General features: G+C 67.9%; 16 protein-coding genes. 6 read left to right on the forward strand and 10 right to left on the reverse strand.

Translation table 11 applies throughout. The features are described 5' to 3' along the window. Positions 1–43 precede the first annotated feature (43 nt). The 4 genes from ASG43_RS15605 to ASG43_RS15620 form a co-directional block, all read right to left on the reverse strand. Entirely contained in the window at positions 44–1249 is a 1206-nt protein-coding gene (locus ASG43_RS15605; RefSeq protein ID WP_056506976.1) for an OpgC domain-containing protein, read from the reverse strand. Between the two features lie 142 nt (positions 1250–1391). Further along, on the reverse strand, positions 1392–3209 hold the full coding sequence (gene mdoH, locus ASG43_RS15610) for a glucans biosynthesis glucosyltransferase MdoH (protein ID WP_244488120.1): 1818 nt from the start codon (positions 3207–3209) through the stop codon (positions 1392–1394). A gap of 199 nt (positions 3210–3408) precedes the next feature. After that, positions 3409–3693, reverse strand: a complete 285-nt coding sequence (locus ASG43_RS22900) for a hypothetical protein (RefSeq protein ID WP_156386732.1) — start codon at positions 3691–3693, stop codon at positions 3409–3411. A gap of 152 nt (positions 3694–3845) precedes the next feature. Then, complete coding sequence (locus ASG43_RS15620) at positions 3846–5474, reverse strand: glucan biosynthesis protein G (RefSeq protein ID WP_244488121.1); 1629 nt, start codon at positions 5472–5474, stop codon at positions 3846–3848. 170 nt (positions 5475–5644) lie between these two features. On the opposite strand from ASG43_RS15620, the gene ASG43_RS15625 reads away from it, so the two are divergent. Then, a complete protein-coding gene (locus ASG43_RS15625) occupies positions 5645–6529 on the forward strand; it encodes an SMP-30/gluconolactonase/LRE family protein (protein WP_082490968.1) in 885 nt (294 codons plus the stop codon). 25 nt (positions 6530–6554) lie between these two features. Here ASG43_RS15625 and ASG43_RS15630 read toward each other — a convergent pair whose 3' ends face one another. Both ASG43_RS15630 and ASG43_RS15635 read right to left on the reverse strand, forming a co-directional pair. Then, positions 6555–7532 (reverse strand): aldose epimerase family protein, encoded by a 978-nt coding sequence (locus tag ASG43_RS15630; RefSeq protein WP_056506985.1) that lies wholly within the window; start codon positions 7530–7532, stop codon positions 6555–6557. A gap of 124 nt (positions 7533–7656) precedes the next feature. Then, positions 7657–8157: a MarR family transcriptional regulator gene (locus tag ASG43_RS15635; protein ID WP_244488122.1), complete on the reverse strand. Its 501-nt coding sequence runs from the start codon at positions 8155–8157 to the stop codon at positions 7657–7659. Between the two features lie 164 nt (positions 8158–8321). Here ASG43_RS15635 and ASG43_RS15640 point away from each other — a divergent pair, with 164 nt between their 5' ends. Then, positions 8322–9059 (forward strand): Crp/Fnr family transcriptional regulator, encoded by a 738-nt coding sequence (locus tag ASG43_RS15640; protein WP_056506988.1) that lies wholly within the window; start codon positions 8322–8324, stop codon positions 9057–9059. A gap of 41 nt (positions 9060–9100) precedes the next feature. Beyond that, positions 9101–9514, forward strand: coding sequence for a dihydrofolate reductase (locus ASG43_RS15645; RefSeq protein ID WP_056506990.1), 414 nt, complete (start codon positions 9101–9103; stop codon positions 9512–9514). Between the two features lie 20 nt (positions 9515–9534). On the opposite strand, the gene ASG43_RS15650 is transcribed toward ASG43_RS15645, so the two are convergent. From ASG43_RS15650 to ASG43_RS15665, 4 genes are all read right to left on the reverse strand, one after another. After that, positions 9535–10404, reverse strand: a complete 870-nt coding sequence (locus ASG43_RS15650) for an aminotransferase class IV (RefSeq protein ID WP_082490969.1) — start codon at positions 10402–10404, stop codon at positions 9535–9537. After that, positions 10382–10981: an aminodeoxychorismate/anthranilate synthase component II gene (locus tag ASG43_RS15655; protein ID WP_056506993.1), complete on the reverse strand. Its 600-nt coding sequence runs from the start codon at positions 10979–10981 to the stop codon at positions 10382–10384. The genes ASG43_RS15650 and ASG43_RS15655 overlap by 23 nt, the downstream gene beginning before the upstream one ends. Next, positions 10978–12375, reverse strand: a complete 1398-nt coding sequence (gene pabB / locus ASG43_RS15660; RefSeq protein WP_056506998.1) for an aminodeoxychorismate synthase component I — start codon at positions 12373–12375, stop codon at positions 10978–10980. The genes ASG43_RS15655 and pabB overlap by 4 nt, the downstream gene beginning before the upstream one ends. Before the next feature lie 86 nt (positions 12376–12461). Further along, entirely contained in the window at positions 12462–13583 is a 1122-nt protein-coding gene (locus ASG43_RS15665; RefSeq protein WP_056507001.1) for an L-dopachrome tautomerase-related protein, read from the reverse strand. Positions 13584–13860: 277 nt separating this feature from the next. Between ASG43_RS15665 and ASG43_RS15670 the strand changes: the two genes are divergently transcribed. The 3 genes from ASG43_RS15670 to sthA all read left to right on the forward strand — a co-directional run bounded on the left by ASG43_RS15670 (position 13861) and on the right by sthA (position 17061). Beyond that, on the forward strand, positions 13861–15114 hold the full coding sequence (locus tag ASG43_RS15670; protein WP_056507415.1) for an adenylate/guanylate cyclase domain-containing protein: 1254 nt from the start codon (positions 13861–13863) through the stop codon (positions 15112–15114). A 107-nt stretch (positions 15115–15221) separates the two neighbouring features. After that, entirely contained in the window at positions 15222–15485 is a 264-nt protein-coding gene (locus ASG43_RS15675; RefSeq protein ID WP_056507004.1) for a hypothetical protein, read from the forward strand. A 130-nt stretch (positions 15486–15615) separates the two neighbouring features. Beyond that, positions 15616–17061: a Si-specific NAD(P)(+) transhydrogenase gene (gene sthA, locus ASG43_RS15680; protein WP_056507007.1), complete on the forward strand. Its 1446-nt coding sequence runs from the start codon at positions 15616–15618 to the stop codon at positions 17059–17061. Positions 17062–17073 lie beyond the last annotated feature (12 nt).

The following is a 17073-nucleotide window of genomic DNA, read 5'->3' on the forward strand; positions in this document are numbered from 1 at the left end:
GTTCGATGACGTCCCGGCGCGGAGGATGCCGAGACGGCCGGGCTCAGCCGAGAACGGGCCGATGGCGGGCGGGCGCCGTCGCGCCCGCCGCCGGTTGAGGGACGGGCGCGGGAGACGGTGCCTTGCGAGCCGTGCTGCGCCCCTGCCGCCGTCGCTCCAGGGCATGGGCGAGGGCGAACTGCAGCGAAAGGCCGACGATCACCATCGCCGTGTCGAAGAGAAAGGCCGGCGGCCGCTCGAACTTCACGATCTGTCCGATCAGCGACAGCACGGTTCCCATCGCGAAGACGGGCAGTGCGTGGCGCCCCAGCAAGGCGAAGGGATTGCCGCGCGCGATCGAGGCGATCGGCGAACTCGCGGGGGCATGAGCGAAGACATAGATCATCGCGAGCACATGCAGGAGCCGCGGCAGCGAGACGAAGCTCTTGTCGAACTGGCCGATCAGCATGGGCAGGCCCAACTGCCGCTCCACGCCCCAGACGTCGAGTCCGACGAAGACGAAGGCGAAGGCGAGATAGACGAGCGCAGCACCGTAGAGGACGGGATGGTAGGGCACCGCTGGAGCGTCGCGCTGCCATTTCGTCAATCCGCAGTAGAGGCCGATCGCGAAGAGAAGCTGCCAGGCGAAGGGATTGAAGAACCAGCCGCCGGGGAGCGGGAAGTTCGGGATGTCCAGCCGGAACGCGCCGGTCGCCGCCCAGAGGAGGACCGCGCCCGCCAGCATCGTGCGGGGCGAGATCCGGGCGAGCGCCAGATGCAGCGGAAGCATCAGGAGCAGCACGGTGTACATCGGAAGGATGTTCACATAGCCGAGCTGATGGCCGAGCGTCGCCACGCCGACCAGCGTCTCCAGCGGATGCGTCAGGATTTCCCCGAGGCCGATCTGGTGCAGCAGCCCGCCCTTGCCGAAGGCGAGCGTCGCCCAGGCGAAGGCCGCGATGGCGACCGTCGTCAGCACGATGTGGACCATGTAGAGGATGCCGGCCCTGCGCCACGCTTTCAGCGTGGCATCGACGACATTCCCGGCGAAAAAAGGCTTGCCGTAGGCGAAGGCCGATGCGAAGCCGGCGAGGAACACGAAGACCTCGGCCGCGTCGGAAAAGCCGAAATTGCGGGTCGTGAAGCTTTCCCAGACGTTGCCTGGCACGTGATTGACGAAGATCATCGCCAGCGCGATGCCGCGGTAGAAGTCGACGCGATGGTCGCGTTGCCCGGCAAGGGCGGGGACTCTGAGCTCTGTACTCGGCACGAAAAGCGTCCTCGGATCCTGTCCACCTCACGAGAAGGTGAACACCGGAAGGGGGCGAAACCGAGACGGCGAGCCGATTCCGCGATCGTCTCCTACGAGGCCGAAGGTGAAGGCAGGCTGAACGTTCGCTTATTCGCGCCGCTCAGGCGGTCCGCGCCGAAAAGGATCCGGGCGTCGTCGCCGCGCCGGCCGAGGCGGCGTCCGGGCCGGTCTCGGCACCGGCGGTCAGCGCCACCATGCGCCGGCGCCATGCCTCCGACGCCTTGATCACCGGCTCCGGATCGAGTTCGAACGGCGTGGCGAACAGGCCGTGATCGCGCGCCGCGTCGCCGAGCGACGGGTCGCCGGTCCAGCTGATCAGGAGGGGCGAGATCATCAGGGGAACGCCGATCGGGCTGACCCAGAGAAACAGGTCGGGCGAGTAGAAGAAGGTCGCGGCCAGCAGAGCCGTGCCGGCGATGACCATCCACCACGAGCTCTTGAACGCTTCCGAGACCGGCAGACGCCCATCCTCGCGTTCCGTCGACGGCCAGCCGCCATCCGCCCCGACCAGAACCTCCGCGACCGCCTTCGACTGGAACATCATCATGACCGGCGCGAGAAGGCTCGTCATGAACAGCTCGGCGGTGGCGCCGGCGAGGACGCGGACCGTGCCGCCGAAGGCCCGGCGGCGGGAGCCGAAGGCGCTGGCGAAGGCGATCAGCGTCTTGGGCAGGAGGAGGAGAAGGAAGATGCCGAGCAGCAGCAGCAGCGCCTTGCCCGTCTCAGGTGTCGGGAAAACGGGGAAGAGCGAATCGGCGGGGAAATAGTCCGGCTGCGCCGCGATGATCGGATCGAGCATCGAGACGATCAGGAACATCAGCCAGATCGGCGACGCAGCATAGGCCATGATGCCGCAGACGAGCGCGATGCGGCTCCAGGCGTTGAGTTGGGGGGCGGTGATCAGCCGGCCGTGCTGAAGGTTGCCCTGGCACCAGCGTCGGTCGCGCTTGGCATATTCGAGAAGGTTGGAGGGCGCTTCCTCGTAGGAGCCGTCGAGATCGGGATCGAGCCGGACGCGGTAGCCCCCGCGCGCGAGGAGGGCGGCTTCCACGAAGTCGTGGCTGAGGATGTGGCCGCCGAACGGCGCCTTGCCCGGCAGGGAGGGAAGTCCGCAGCAATCGGCGAAGGCACGCACCCGGATGATGGCGTTGTGTCCCCAGAAGGGACCCTCGCGTCCCTGCAGCCAAGCGATGCCGCGCGAGAAGACCGGGGAGTAGATCGCGGCGGAGAACTGCAGGGCCCGCCCGAAAAGGGTGCGCCGGCCGATGATGAGCGGCTGCGTCTGCAGGAGGCCGAGATCGGGTTCGGCGTCCATGCGCGCGACCATTTCGAGGATCGTCTGCGGGCGCATCAGGCTGTCGGCGTCGAGAACCAGCATGTAGTCGTAGGCGCCGCCGCTGGTCGTCACGAAGTCGGCGATGTTGCCCGCCTTGCGCCCCGTGTTCTTGGCGCGATGGCGATAATAGATGTGCCCTGCGCCTTCCAGTTCCGCCGTCAGCACGAAGGTCGCCCGCCGTTCGGCCTCCGCATAGACGGGATTGGTGGAATCGCTGAGGATGTGGACGTCGAACGGACCGAGCCGCCCGATGGCCTTCAACCCGTCCGTCATCGCGGCGACGCGGGCGAAGACCGCGTTGGCGTCCTCATTGTAGACCGGCATGAGAATGGCGGTCCGGCTCTGGCTCTCGGTGCCGGGAACCGGCAGCGTGCGCTTCGACCGGCCCCCGGTGAGGATGCCGGCGACGGCGGTGTTGAACCCCCAGGCCAGCCAGACGCAGCAGATCGTCAGCAGCAGGACCTGCAGGACCTGGAGCCGGCTCGTGCCGCTCGCCGTGATGACCGAGGCGAACAGACCGCCCGCGAGGATGGCGAGGGCGACGGCACTGGCCGCGAAGACGAAGCGTCGAAGTGCGATCAACGAAGTGAGCCCTTCCGGCATCGGCCCGGAGATCGATGTCGATCCTCGGGTTGGGCGATGCGTGAACCAAGGAGACGAAGCCGCTTCCGCGCGCCCAGATGGACGCGCGGCGCTGTCGTCATCGAAGCGTCGGCCTCGGACATGCCAAAGCCGGCAACGGCCGTGAGGGCCCGTTGCCGGCAAAAGCCGTCATTTCCAGTCAGCGACCGAAGGACAGTCGGCTGAACCACGATCCCCGTTCCTCGCTTGCCGCGGACGGCTCGCGCAGAATCGACTGGATCGGCATCTGAAGAGGCGAATGCGGCAGCGGCAGCACCAACCGGCGCAGGAAGGCCCGCGCCACCGGGCGCCCTGCCATGGCGGCGTTGAGCACCGCCTTCGCCTTGCTGGCGTCGCGGCCCTCGAAGACCATCCGATCGACGATCGCGCCGAGAACGGCGTCCTCCGACAGGTCGGGACGACCGACGAGGAGTCCGGGCGTCATTCCCGAGCGCGCCGACGACGATCGATGCGAAGAAGCGGTTTCCGGCGACGTCGCGGCGGTCATCGGCATCGCTTCCGGCAGGCGCCGAGACGACGCGTAAGCAGCGAGCGGCGTCGACGATGCGCCGTTCGCGTGAGATGCGGCCATGGAGTTCATGCGGTGCCCGTCCACTGATAGAGCCATGTCTCACTAATAATGCGTTGCAGCATCGAAAGTTTCGCCCGAAGTTCCGCGGGAGCCGAATCCAGCTTCTCGAATTCCATAGACAGACGCCAACCTCCGTCCGGAAGCCGGTCGAGATGGCTGTCGATGAGCTTGGCGTTGGGCGGCACGTCGATGATGGAATCGACGGACGTGCCGAGCGGAAGATTCGCGGCCGTGCCCCCGGTGAAGTTGATGGCGAAGCGGCGCGTGTTCGTCACCTGCGTGTCGGCCGCGTTGCCGCCGACCCCGCCGAGCGTCGCGGTGACGCGGGCCTGCCCGTCGGCCGCCTCCGTCTCGACGCCCCAATGCATGCGATAGCGGAACTCGTATTGGCTGCCCGCCTCCGGACGACGCTCGGGAACCCAGAAGGCGACGATGTTGTCGTTCGCCTCGGAATCGGTCGGGATCTCGACGAGCTCGACCATGCCCTGTCCCCAGTCGCCCAAGGGTTCGATGAGCAGCGAGGGACGCAGGTCGTATCTGGCCTCGACATCCTCGTAATGGGAAAAATCGCGATCCCGCTGCACGAGGCCGAAGGCGGCCGGCGAGAGCTCCTGGAAGTAGGAGAGCGACAGCTCGGCCGGGTTCTTCAGGGGCCGCCACAGGCGTTCGCCGTTGCGCCGCTGGATGGTCAGTCCGTCGCTGTCGTGCACCTCCGGGCGGAAGTCGTCGCGATTGCGCCGGTCGTTCTCGCCGAAGGTGAACATCGAGGTGAGCGGCGCGACGCCGAGCCGGTCCACGGCGTTGCGGAAGTAGAGGCGCGCGGTGACGTCCATCAGGGTCTGCGGACCCGGCGTGATGGTGAAGGCGTAGGCGCCCGTCAGGCTCGGGCTGTCGAGCTCGGCGAAGAGGCGGATCGTCTTCGAGCCAGGTTCGGGCCGAACCACGTAGAAGGAGCTGAACCGCGGAAACTCTTCCGGCGTGCCGGTCGCGGTGTTGATGGCGATGCCGCGCGCCGACAGGCCGTAGCGCGTGCCGGTGCCGAGCGCTCGGAAGTAGCTCGCCCCGAGGAAGGTGATCAGCTCGTCGAAATAATCCGGGCGCTCCAGCGGATAGTGCAGCCGGAAGCCCGCAATCCCAGGCAGGCCGATGTTCTGGAAAACGGAAGGATCGAGCGGCGCGCGATATTCGAAGTCCGCGCCCGTGAAGCCGCGCAACTCGAAGCGCTTTCCGTCGCCGACGAAAAGGCGCGTCGTGTCCTTGATGAGGAAGCCGGGCGAAAAGGCCTGGAGCTGGAAATTGACGGGCTCGTCGCGCCACAGCGCGCGCTCCGGGCGATAGCGGATCGCCCGATGCTCGTCGTAGCTGAGGTTGGCGAGAGCGTCCGGAAGGGGCGGGCGGTTGTCGACATATGGCGCTTCCGAACGCCGACGCATCATGGCGGAGAAGGACTCGAAGTCGAAGTTCTCGACCACGGACGCGTTCTCGCTGGGCGCCTGGGCGGGCGGAGCGGGCGCAGGCGCGGGCGCCGCCGGAGCCTGCGCGAAGGCACCGCGTCCGGCACCCGCAACCAGCGCGATACCGGCGATGCTCATCTTGAGGGCGGCACGGCGGGACAGGCGGGAACTCTGCTTCACGGCTGCTCGATCTTGGTTATGACGCAACTGCACACTCATTTAGCATATGCACAATCGGGCATGCTGCATAGCGAGCCTGCGCAATTCTTCCGGGGGAAAGTCGGTCGCGTTCTGGACCCTTGAGGTAACCAAAACGTTGACGATCGTCATGTTGGCGACGGAACGAACCTATGCAAGACGTAGCAAATATTTTGAGCCACGATCGGTCCATTCTCGGTGAGGGGATCGGTCTGGATGTGATGACGGGTCGGCTCCGCTGGTTCGACATTCTCGGCAGACGCAGGCTTTCACAGGATTCCGGCCAAGACGTGACCGAGGCGGTCGCGCTCGCCGCAATGCCCTCCGCCGGCGCCGCGATCGACGAGACGCGCGAGATGATCTTCACCGAAACGGGTCTCTGGATCTTCGACCGAGCCCGCGGCGTCCTCGGCGAATGCCTGGCTCCGATCGAGGTCGATCGGCCGGACCTGCGCTCCAACGACGGCCGCACCCACCCGTCCGGCGCCTTCTGGGGCTCCACCATGGCGCTCGACCAGTCCGATGGGCAGGGGTCGATCTACTGGTTCTTTCGCGGCGAACTGCGCCGGATCTATTCCGATCTCACCGTCGGCAACGCCATCTGCTTTTCCGAGGACGGGACCTACGCGCATTTCTCCGACACGCCCCGCGGCACGATCTGGCGCGTCGCGACGCATCCCGAGACCGGTCTGCCGGACGGCGAGCCGGAGGTCTTCGATCAGAAGGCCGAGGACGATCCCGGCGGACCCGACGGTGCGGTTCTCGACCGCGACGGCTACCTCTACAGCGCGCGATGGGGCGGCGCCGAGGTTCAGGTCTTCGCGCCCGACGCCCGCCTCGTCCGGCGCATCGCGACGGGCGCGCCGAACACGACCTGCCCCGCCTTCTGCGGACCCGGCCTGTCCCACATCGCCATCACGAGCGCCCGCGACGGTATGACGCCGGACGAGCTCGCCGCCCATCCCGATGCCGGCAAGACCTTCCTCTTCGATGCGGGGTGCCGGGGCCGTCTCGACCCGCCCCTTCGCCTCGACTGACGCGGCGGAGCCGCGTCGCGCGTCCTCAGAGGGCTTCGAAACGGTAGAGGATCTCGTGCCGGTAGGTTTCATCCGGCCGCACCAGCGTCGAGGGAAAGCCGGAATGGTTCGGCGCGTCCGGCCAGGCCTGGGGCTCCAGGGCGATGCCGCCATGCGGCTGGATCGCCTCGCCGTCGAGGCCCTGGATCGTTCCGTCGAACTTCGCGCCGTCGTAGACCTGCAGGCCGCGTTCGGTGGAGAACAGCGTCAGCGCGACGCCGCCGGTCTCGCTCGACAGATGCGCGATTCGCCGAGGTTCCGCGTGGCGGTCGTGTCCCAAGCAGAAATTGTGGTCGAGCATGTCCGGACCGTCGGCGAGGCGCTTGGCCGTGCGGAAGTCGAAGGGCGTTCCGACGACCGGCCGGATCTCGCCGGTCGGGATCAACGTCTCGTCGACCGGCAGATAGGCATCGGCGGCGATCTCGAGGCGATGGTCCTGCGTGGAGGCCTCGCCGGACAGATTGAAATAGAGATGCGAGGTCATGTTGAGGATCGATTCCCGGTCGACCCGGCCCTCGTAGACGATTCGCAGCGTGTCGCCGCCCTCGATGGTGAAGAAGGCCGAGAGAGCCGCCGCGCCGGGATAGCCGTCCTCGCCGTCGCGCGACGCGAGCGTCAGGTGAAGGCTGTCGGGCGCCTGCTCCTCGACCGTCCATTCTTGCGCCCAGGCGCCGGTCGTGCCGCCATGCAGGTGATGCGGCGGCTCGTTCGCGGAGAGTTCGAAATGCTGCGCGCCGAGGGAAAAGCGCGCGTTCGCGATGCGGTTGGCGCTGCGCCCGATCGACGCGCCGAGGAAGCTGCGGTTCGCCGGACCATAGACCGAGAGCTCGCGCGCCCCGAGCGCGAGGGAACGACCCTCGCCGAGCCGGATCGAGCGCACGGAGGCGCCCATCGGCAGGATGATGGCATTGAGGCCGTTCGGCGAGCCAATGCGCAGGAGGTCGAGCGATGAGCGTTCGGGCATGGTGCGTGTCTCTTCGTTCCCATCGAGCTGGGTCGAGGGCAGAGAGCGCACGCGCCCGCCTCTGTCAAATCGTCACCCGCCCCTTCGGAATGGCGGTCGCCGCGCGAAGCGGCGCGGGACGCGATCAGCGCAGGCGGCGCAGCTTCACGCTGAGAAGATCGTCGACCTGTTCCACGGCTCCGATCAGTCGGTCCATGTCGGTCGAGGACAGCGAAGCGGTCAGCTCGTGCTCCAGGCGGTTCCAGATCCGCCGCACGGCCTGCTTGATCTCCTCGCCCCGGGGCGTCAGCGCCACCATGGTGCGCCGTGCGTCCCGGTTGTTCGCCGCGCGCACCACGAGCTCCTTCTCGATCAGCCGATCGAGCATCTTGGAGACGGTGGAGGGACGGACGGCCAGCTGGTCGGCGAGCATGGACACGCTCACCGTCTCGCCGGGCTCCAGCCGATGAAGCAGCTGATCCTGCCCCGGATGAAGATCGATCTCGGCCAGAAGCAAGGCGAGAAACGCCCGCGTCGACTTCGCGATCGACAGGAGCGTCGGCACGAGCCGGGCGTCGATATGCCCCTGCGTCGCCACTCCGGCACTGTTGCGGCTCAGTTTGATCGAGGAGTCTTGGTCCAGCATGACGATCTTATGCGCCGGACACGGATGCCGCGTCTTTAACGTGGTTTAATGCGGCGAAGAATGGTCAGGTAGAATTAGCTTTAGCCGCGTCCCGATCCCGTGTTGCCAGCGGACGGACGGACGGGTAGGCAGGTCGGCACGATGGAACGGCGGCCTGCGATCCGATGACGACCAACAGCTGCCTCGTCTCCAAACTCTCCCACTACGTCGAACTGACCCATGCCGAGGCCGAGATGCTCGCCGGGCTGGAGGAGGCGAGCGAGACCTATCGCCGCCGGGACTGCATCCTCGATCGCGGTCAGGCGATGTCGGATGTCTACGTCGTCAAGTCCGGCTGGCTCTACGGCGAGGTGACGAGCCAGGACGGGCGCGAGCTCGTGGCTGACATCTTCTATCCCGGCGATCTCGTGGGCGTCGGCCAGCTCGCCTTCGCGGAAGCGACCATGAGCTACCGGGCGGCGACCGATCTCGTTCTGTGTCCGCTGCCCAAGCGCGCGCTCGGGCGCATCTTCGTCCAGCATCCGCGGCTCGTCGCCCTGTTCTTCGCCTTCACGGCGCTGGAGCGGGCCGCGATGATCGATCGGCTGCGGGCCGCCACGCTGATGAACGCGCGCGACTGCGTGGCCCTGTTTCTCCTGCAGGTCCAGGCGCGGCTGCGCATCACGCTTCCCCGGCTCGGCGAGAGCTTCGAGATGCCCCTGACGCAGGAGCTGGTCGGCAGCGCCGTCGGGCTCAGCACCGTTTCCGTGAACCGGGCGATCCGCAGCCTGGAAGAGGAAAAGCGCATACGGCGCGACGGCCGCATCGTCCATTTTCTGAATTCCGAAGCCCTGGCGCGCGAGGTCGACTTCGTCGATCGCTTCTACCGCATCGACGCCAGCTGGTTTCCCGGCATCGACTGACGCGGGCGCGTCGGTCCCTCGACCTCGAAGGAGAGAACGACATGGCGGACGTGCGGGCGATCTGCGCCATCGGGCAGTCGGGACAACTCGGCCTGAACGGCCATCTTCCCTGGGAAGGCTACGAGGGGCGTCCCTTCGTCGAGGATGTCGAGCGCTTCTTCGACATCACGCGCGGCCACGTCCTCATCGCCGGTCCGACCACGATCGGCGCGGTTCCGGACTTCGCCCGGCGGGATCGCACGCTCGTCGTGATCCGCTCGCACGAGGATCCCGAGGAGGTGCTGGCGCGCTTTTCGGAGCGCGTCGTCTTCGTCGGCGGCGGTCCGCGCGTCTGGGACGTCTATGCCCGGTACATCCGCCACTGGGACATCAACCGGATGCCCTATGACGGCGTCGCGGATCGCTGGTTCGATCCGGCCTGGCTGATCGCAGGCGGCACCGCGCCGCGCAGGTGAACGCCGCGCGCCGCGGCGGATCAGACCAGGAGGCGCGCCCCGAGCGCGCGCGGATCGGTGCCGCATTCGAGGGCAATGGCCTCGCAGAGGCCCTCCATCAGCCGCCGCAGGGTCTCCGGCACGTCGGCGCTCGTCGCCGGACCCGATAGGGTCGCGGGGGAGACGAGGCGCAGGCTGTTGGTCAGGAAGATCGCGTCGGCCTCGTCGAGCGCCTTCCTCGGGATCGAGCGCTCGATCGGCCGAAGGCCGTAATCCTCGGCATGGGCGAGGATCCAGGCCCGGAGAATGCCGGGCAGGACGCCATCCTTCAGCGGCGGCGTCGCGAGGTCGAACCCCTCCACGACGAAGACGTTGGCCAGCGAGGAGCAGGCGAGCGTGCCGCGCGTGTTGAGGAACAGGGCCTCCGACGCGCCGGATTTGGCGACTTCGCGGGCGGCGAGCACGGCATCGAGATAGGACAGGGATTTCAGCCGCGAGAGCGGGGAGGTCTCGTTGCGGCGCACGGCGGAGAGGCCGAGCCGGATCGGCGCGAACATCGAGGCGGGTGCGAGCGGCGCCGAAGAGCCGAGGATCGTCGGATGCGGTTCGGCCGGCGCCTTCAAGCCGCGCGGACCCGGCCCGCGCGTCACCGTGATGCGGATCGAGCCGTTGCCCTCACGCGCGGCGAGCGCGTCCATGGCGCTCTCGATCGCGGCGCGGGGGGCGGGGATGTCGAGAAGGCCGAGAGCCGCCTCCAGGCGATCGAGATGCGCCTCGCGCAGAAAGACGCGCCCGCCGACGACGAGGGACGTGTCGAAGACGCCGTCGCCGAGAAGAAGGCCGCGATCGGCCGCGTCCACGGAATCCGACGCCTCCCGGAAGCCGCCATCAATCCAGACGGTTTTCGCCATGCCAGCGCTCCGCGAGTTCGAGAAAGGTCCGGAAAAGGGTCAGTCCATGCGGAGTCAGCACGGATTCCGGATGGAACTGGATGCCGTAGGTCGGGTGGGTGCGATGACGCAGGCCCATGACCTCGCCTTCCTCCGAGCGGGCGTCGACGAGGAGATGGCGCGCCATGTCCGCGGTCTCCTCCACGATCAGCGAATGGTAGCGTCCGGCCTGCATCGGATTGGGCACCTGCGAGAAGAGACCGCTCTCCTCATGCCGGACGGTCGAGGCGCGACCGTGCAGCGGCCGCCGCGCCCGCGTCACCGCGCCGCCGAAGACCTCGCCGATCACCTGATGGCCGAGGCAGACCCCGAGGATCGGAACCCGGCCGGAAAAATGCGCGACCGCCGCGCGCGAGATGCCGGCATCCCGGGGGGCTTTCGGACCGGGCGAGATCACGATGGCGCTGGGCGCCATGGCCTCGATGGCGTCGAGGTCGAGCTCGTCGTTCCGGCGCACCTCGGTCGCCGATCCCGCACGCTCGATGTAGCGCGCGACGTTGAAGACGAAGCTGTCGTAATTGTCGACGACGAGGATCATCGCGCTGCCTTGAAGGCGTCGAAGACCCGCGCGGCCTTGGCGAGCGTCTCTTCGTATTCGGCGGCGGCGTCGGAGAGGATGGTGATGCCCCCGCCGGCCTGGAGCGTCGCCGTCCGCGCACCGTCTTCGTTTCCGTTTTCGAACGTCACGGTTCGGATCGCGATGTTGAGATCCATCGCGCCGTCGAAGCCGATCCAGCCGATCGAGCCGCAATAGATCCCGCGCGGCCGGCCTTCGAGTTCGGTGATGATGTCCATCGCGCGGATCTTCGGCGCGCCGGTGATCGAGCCGCCCGGGAAGGAGGCGGCGAGAAGGTCGAGCCCGTCCGCCCCGGGCTTCAGCTCGCCGGTGACGACGGAGACGAGATGATGGACCGAGGCATAGGTCTCCAGCCCGCAGAGCACCGGCACGTCCACCGAGTCGGGTCGGCAGACGCGCGCGATGTCGTTGCGCAGAAGATCGACGATCATGACGTTCTCGGCGCGGTCCTTTTCCGAGGCGAGCAACGTTTGGCCGAGCGCTTCGTCCTCGGCGGGATCGGCGCTGCGCGGCGCCGTTCCCTTGATCGGCCGCGTCTCGACCGCGGTGCCCGACAGCTTCAGGAACCGCTCGGGCGAGGAGGAGCAGACGGCGAGGTCCCCGTATTCGAGAAAGGCGGCGAAGGGCGCGGGATTGGCGGCGCGAAGGTCGAGATAGAAGCGGAAGGCGTCGAAGTCCGCGTCGAGACGCGCCGTGAAGGCCTGTGCGAAATTGGCTTGGTAGATGTCGCCAGCGAGGATGTAGGCCCGGATCGCCTCGATCGCGGTGGCATAGCTCTCCCGCGTGACGCTCGACGCCCAGGCGGGAGGCTTGCGGGACCTCTGCGGCCGGATGGGCATGGGTGCCGCGAGCGCCTGGCCGATCTCGGCCATCCGATGGCGCGCCCGGACCTCGCGGTCGGCGTCCGCGGCCGGATGGCCCGAGGCCACGATCCAGGCGGATCGCTCCCGAAGGTCGAAGGCGAGGATCGTGTCATAGAGGTTGAGGCGGAGCACGGGCTTTGCCGGGTCGAGCCCCGGTGGTCGGTCGAGCCGCTCGAGGTGATGGGCAAAATCGTAGCCGATCGCGCCAATCGCGCCGCCCTGGAAGGGCGGCAGGCCGGGAAGCGTCTGGATCGGGTATCGCGCGAGCACGCCGCGCAAGGCGTCGAGCGGCGGCCCCGCGAGGCGCGTCCCGTCGAGGCTCGCGCCGAGCCCGTCCACGGTGAAGCTCGCGAAGGGCGAGACCGCGACCGTGGCGTAGCGGCCGAGCATCTCGTGCCGCATGGCACTGTCGAGCAAAGCGAGCCCGCCGAGCGGCCGGAGCTTGGCGGCGGCCTCTGCCGGGTCCAGGAAATCGATGCGCGTCTGCCACATTCGCGGATGTGAAGCACGGTTGCGGTGCCTCGTCAAAGCGGCCGAAGGTCCGACGGAACGATGGGCGCGCCCAGGCGGACGGGACGCTACTCCGGCTTGAACTTGAAGAGCTTCGTCGGCAGGGCCGCGGGGCTTTCCGGCCTGTACCAGTTCATGTCCATGATCCGGGAGGCCGTGACGTAGATCGAGCCATCCGGCCCTTCGGCGAACGTGTCGGGCCAGCGAAGCCGCTCGTCGCTGAGGACCGTGGAGACGGTCTCGCCCTCGCGGCGCTTGATCGCATCCTCTTCGAGGGCCGAGATGTACATCCGGTCGCGCCCGTCGAGCCAGAGGCCGTCCGAGACGCCGTTCTCCCCGCGCGTCTTGATCGCGGCGGCCAGCGCCTCGTCGCTCGTGGCGGGATCCTCGAGAAGGCTCGTCGAGATGGCGTAGAGCGTCTTGCCGGTCAACGCCTGCCAGAACAGCGTCTCGCCGTCCTTCGAAAGCGCGATCCCGTCGGCTGCGAACTCCACGCCGCGCCCGTCCGGCCGGCGGATCTCCGCGCCCCGATGCTTCACGACGACGTCCTTCTCCGCCTGCACGGTGGGGTGGCCCGAAAGGAGCCGGCGCGCCTGCTTGGTCTTGAGGTCGATCACGATCAGCGCGCCGATCGGCCCGGAATCGGTGATGTAGGCATGACCGCCGTCGGGGCTGAAGCGGACGTCGTTCAGATAGCTTCCCTGCGGCGCCACGCTCGTGTCGACGGGATAGGTCTCGGCGACCTTGTTCGTGGCCAGATCGATCTTCATGAGCTTCGGCCCCTTCGGCACCACGAAGGCGCTGGCGGGCGCGGCGGGGTCGAGCACCCAGAGGCTGCCCTTGCCATCGGCGACGACGCTCTGGACCGAAACGAAATGATCCTCGGCCGAGATCTCGTTCTTGCGGGCGTTGCGCCAGGAATTCCAGGCCTCGTCGGGATAGGCCGTGACCACCCCGTCCTTCACCTCGCCGACCGAGATCGGGGCGTCCTCCGTCCAGCGGGGAAAGTTCACGAAGACCCGGCCGTCCGGCGAAACGGTGACGCCGGTCACCTGATGATCGAAGCTCGCGACCTCCTCCAGCTTCGGTCCGGCCGCGCTATCTTGCGCCTGCACGGGCAAAGCCGCGAGGGGGCAAGCCGCGACGGCCGAAGCGAAAAGGGCGGCGAGCGTGCGGGTCGAAGGGGTCATGGAAGGATCCGTGCTGTCGTCGAAGGAAGCGCTCGTCCAACGGTCGTGCCGGAAGGCCCGTTCCGGTCCAACTTCTTAGGCATGACGGAACTCCGGCCGTGGAGCCGGCGCTCCGCCCTTCGTTTTGCCACCCGCCAGCGACTGCGGACCGTGTCGCCGTGAGTCCGGACCCGTGCCGAACAAGCCGGCCTGCGCGACGCAGGCGCCGGGCGGCCCATGACAGGAACGGATCGGGGCGACCTGACGGGGCCGCACCGACGAACAGGAGACTGCGATGATCGAAGCTGCAACCATCGAACGTCTGGCGGCGACCATCGTCCAGCGAGGCCTGTCCGGCATGACCGAGCCCGAACTGTTGCGACGCTTCTGCCTCGATCTCAGCGCGGCGGGCGTGCCGCTGTGTCGCGCCAGCCTGATCGTCGACACCCTCCACCCGATCCACGAAGGCCGCGCCTTCCGCTGGCGCAGCGACGGCGTGCCGGAAGAGGCGGTGGTCGAATATGGGCGAACCGACAGCGGCGACGCCGCCGAAACCTGGCGCCGCACGACCTTCTACCATCTCGACCGCACCGGCACGACCGAACTGCGCCGCCGCCTCCAGGGTGTGGCTGCGGGCGTGGATATGGGCGGGGGCGAGGGCGATTTCGCGGTCTTCGACGAATTGCGGGCGGAGGGGCGCACCGATTATTTCGCCTGCCGCCACCTCTTCACCGGCACCGACACCATCGCCGGGATGGACTGCATCTATTCCAGCTGGCTGTCCGATCAGCCGGACGGCTTCGGCGACGACGATCTCGATGCGCTCCGGCGGCTGATCCCGGTCCTCGTCCTCGCCATCCAGTCGCTCTCGCTCGGTCGCGTCGCCCGCACGCTGGTCGAGGTCTATCTCGGCCGCGACGCCGGCGCGCGTGTCCTGTCCGGCAAGATCCAACGCGGCGTCGCGGAGAAGATCCGCGCCGTTCTCTGGTTTTCCGATCTGCGGGGCTACACCGCCATCACCGACCGCACGGACCCTTCGGAGATCCTGCCGCTCCTCAACGATTATTCCGAAGCGGTCATCGGAGCGGTTCATCGAGCGGGCGGCGACGTCCTGAAACTGATCGGGGACGGCGTGCTGGCGGTCTTTCGGGCGGACGATCCGGCGCGGGCCTGCCGCGCCGCGCTCGGCGCCGAGGTCGACCTGCGCGAACGCCTGGCCATCCTGGCGGAGCGACGCACCGCCGAGGGGCGGGCCGTGACGGATGTGACGCTCGGCCTGCATCTCGGCGACGTTCTGTTCGGCAATATCGGCGCCGACGACCGTCTGGACTTCACCGTCGTCGGCCCGGCCGTCAACGAGGTCAGCCGCATCGCCTCGCTCTGCCGTTCGGTCGATCGCCTGCTTCTTCTGTCGGCCGAGTTCGTGGCGGCGACGCCGGAACCCGAGCGCGGCGATCTCGTGTCCGTCGGCCGCTATGCCCTGCGCGGCGTCGGACGGGCGGAGGATCTCTACACGATCGATCCCGCCCTTCTCTCGGAGCCCCTGCGGTGATCTCGCACGGCGGTCGAGGGAACGCTTCACGCCGGACGGGCTTCTCCTGACGAGACCTGACGCCGGCCGAGACCCCTCGCGGACCGGCATCCAACCGGGAGAGACCGATGTCGAACACAGAGAAGTCGCCGGACGCCGCCGCCATCGATGCCTCGATCAGCGTTCTCGGCGAGGATGAAGGCGAGGCGAAGGTCGCCAGCATCGAGACCACGGCCGGCGCGCAGGGGCCGGGCTCGGTCGAACGGGCCGATACCGGCCGGCAGGGCGCGCAGGAGAATCTCGAAGCACCGATCCGCGAGTCCGACGGCGCCGGCCGCGCGGCCGACGGAGCGTCGGTGGAACGCCCCGGCAGCGACCCCGACCTGATCTGACGGCTGCCGGCCGAAATCGGTTGCAGTGCAGCACGTGCAGGCACAAGATCGGGTTCGCGCAATGTCGAACTGCTAGGCCCCTTCTTCCTCGGCACTCCCTGCCTCAACCTGTTTCTCGAAGCGTCGGTCCATGGCTCACTACGACATGATCGTCATCGGCAGCGGCCCGTCGGGCCGCAGGGCCGCCATCCAGTCCGCCAAGCTCGGCAAGTCCGTGTTGGTGGTCGACAAGCGCCGCCGCGTCGGCGGCGTTTCGGTCCACACCGGGACGATCCCGTCGAAGACGCTGCGCGAGACCGTGTTGAACCTCACCGGCTGGCGCGAGCGCGGGTTCTACGGCCGCGCCTACCGGGTCAAGCGGGACATCACGGCCGCCGATCTCCTCGTGCGCGGATCGCTGACGCTCGACCACGAGGTCGAGGTTCTCGATCATCAGTTCGCCCGCAATCACGTCGAGACGGTCGCATCGGCGACCGCGAGCTTCGTGTCGCCGACCGAGATCCGCGTCGTGACCGCCTTCGGCGAGTCGGAGACCCATACCGCGGACCATGTCGTGATCGCCGTCGGCACGCGGCCCTTCCGCCCGGGCTACGTGCCCTTCAACGGCACCAGCGTCTTCGACAGCGACGAGATCCTCGGCATCGAGAAGCTTCCGCGCAGCCTCGCGGTCATCGGCGCGGGCGTCATCGGCGTGGAATACGCGACCATTTTTTCCGCGCTCGACGTCGCCGTCACGCTGATCGAGCCGCGCCCGACCTTTCTCGACTTCATCGACAAGGAGTTGATCGAGGAGTTCGTGCACGAGCTTCGCGACCGCAACGTCTCGCTGCGGCTCGGCTCGGAGGTGGAGTCCGTCGAGTTCGATCCCGCCGGCCGGCCGCTCTGCAAGATCAAGAGCGGGCGTCATGTCGCCAGCGACATGCTGCTCTTCGCGGCCGGGCGCGTCGGCGAGACGGATGCGCTCAACCTGCCCGCCGCCGGCATCGCCGTCGATCATCGTGGCCGCATCGGCGTCGACCCGAAGACGCTCCAGACCTCCGTGCCCCACATCTATGCGACGGGCGACGTCATCGGCTTCCCCTCGCTCGCCTCCACCTCGATGGAGCAGGGCCGTCTCGCCGCCTGCCACGCCTTCGGCCTCGCCCCGCCGCCGGCCCCAGAATTCTTTCCCTACGGCATCTATTCGGTGCCGGAGATCTCGACGGTGGGCATGACCGAGGAGGAGGTCCTCAAGCGCGGCATTCCTTACGAATGCGGCATCGCACGCTTCCGCGAACTGTCGCGCGGTCAGATCATGGGCCTCACCTCCGGCATGATGAAGATGATCTTCTCCAAGAAGACGCGTCGCCTTCTCGGCGTTCACATCGTCGGCGAGGGCGCGACCGAGCTCGTGCACATCGGACAGGCGGTTCTGAACCTAAAGGGCACGATCGACTATTTCATGGAGAACACGTTCAACTATCCGACCCTCGCCGAAGCCTACAAGGTCGCCGGCCTCGACGCCTGGAACCGCGCCTTCGCGCCGGCGGCGGCCGCCCCCGAGCTCCCCGATCTGCCGGAGGCGGCGACCGCCTGACGTCCCAAGGCC

The organism is Aureimonas sp. Leaf454, assembly GCF_001424685.1.
GTDB lineage: Bacteria > Pseudomonadota > Alphaproteobacteria > Rhizobiales > Rhizobiaceae > Plantimonas.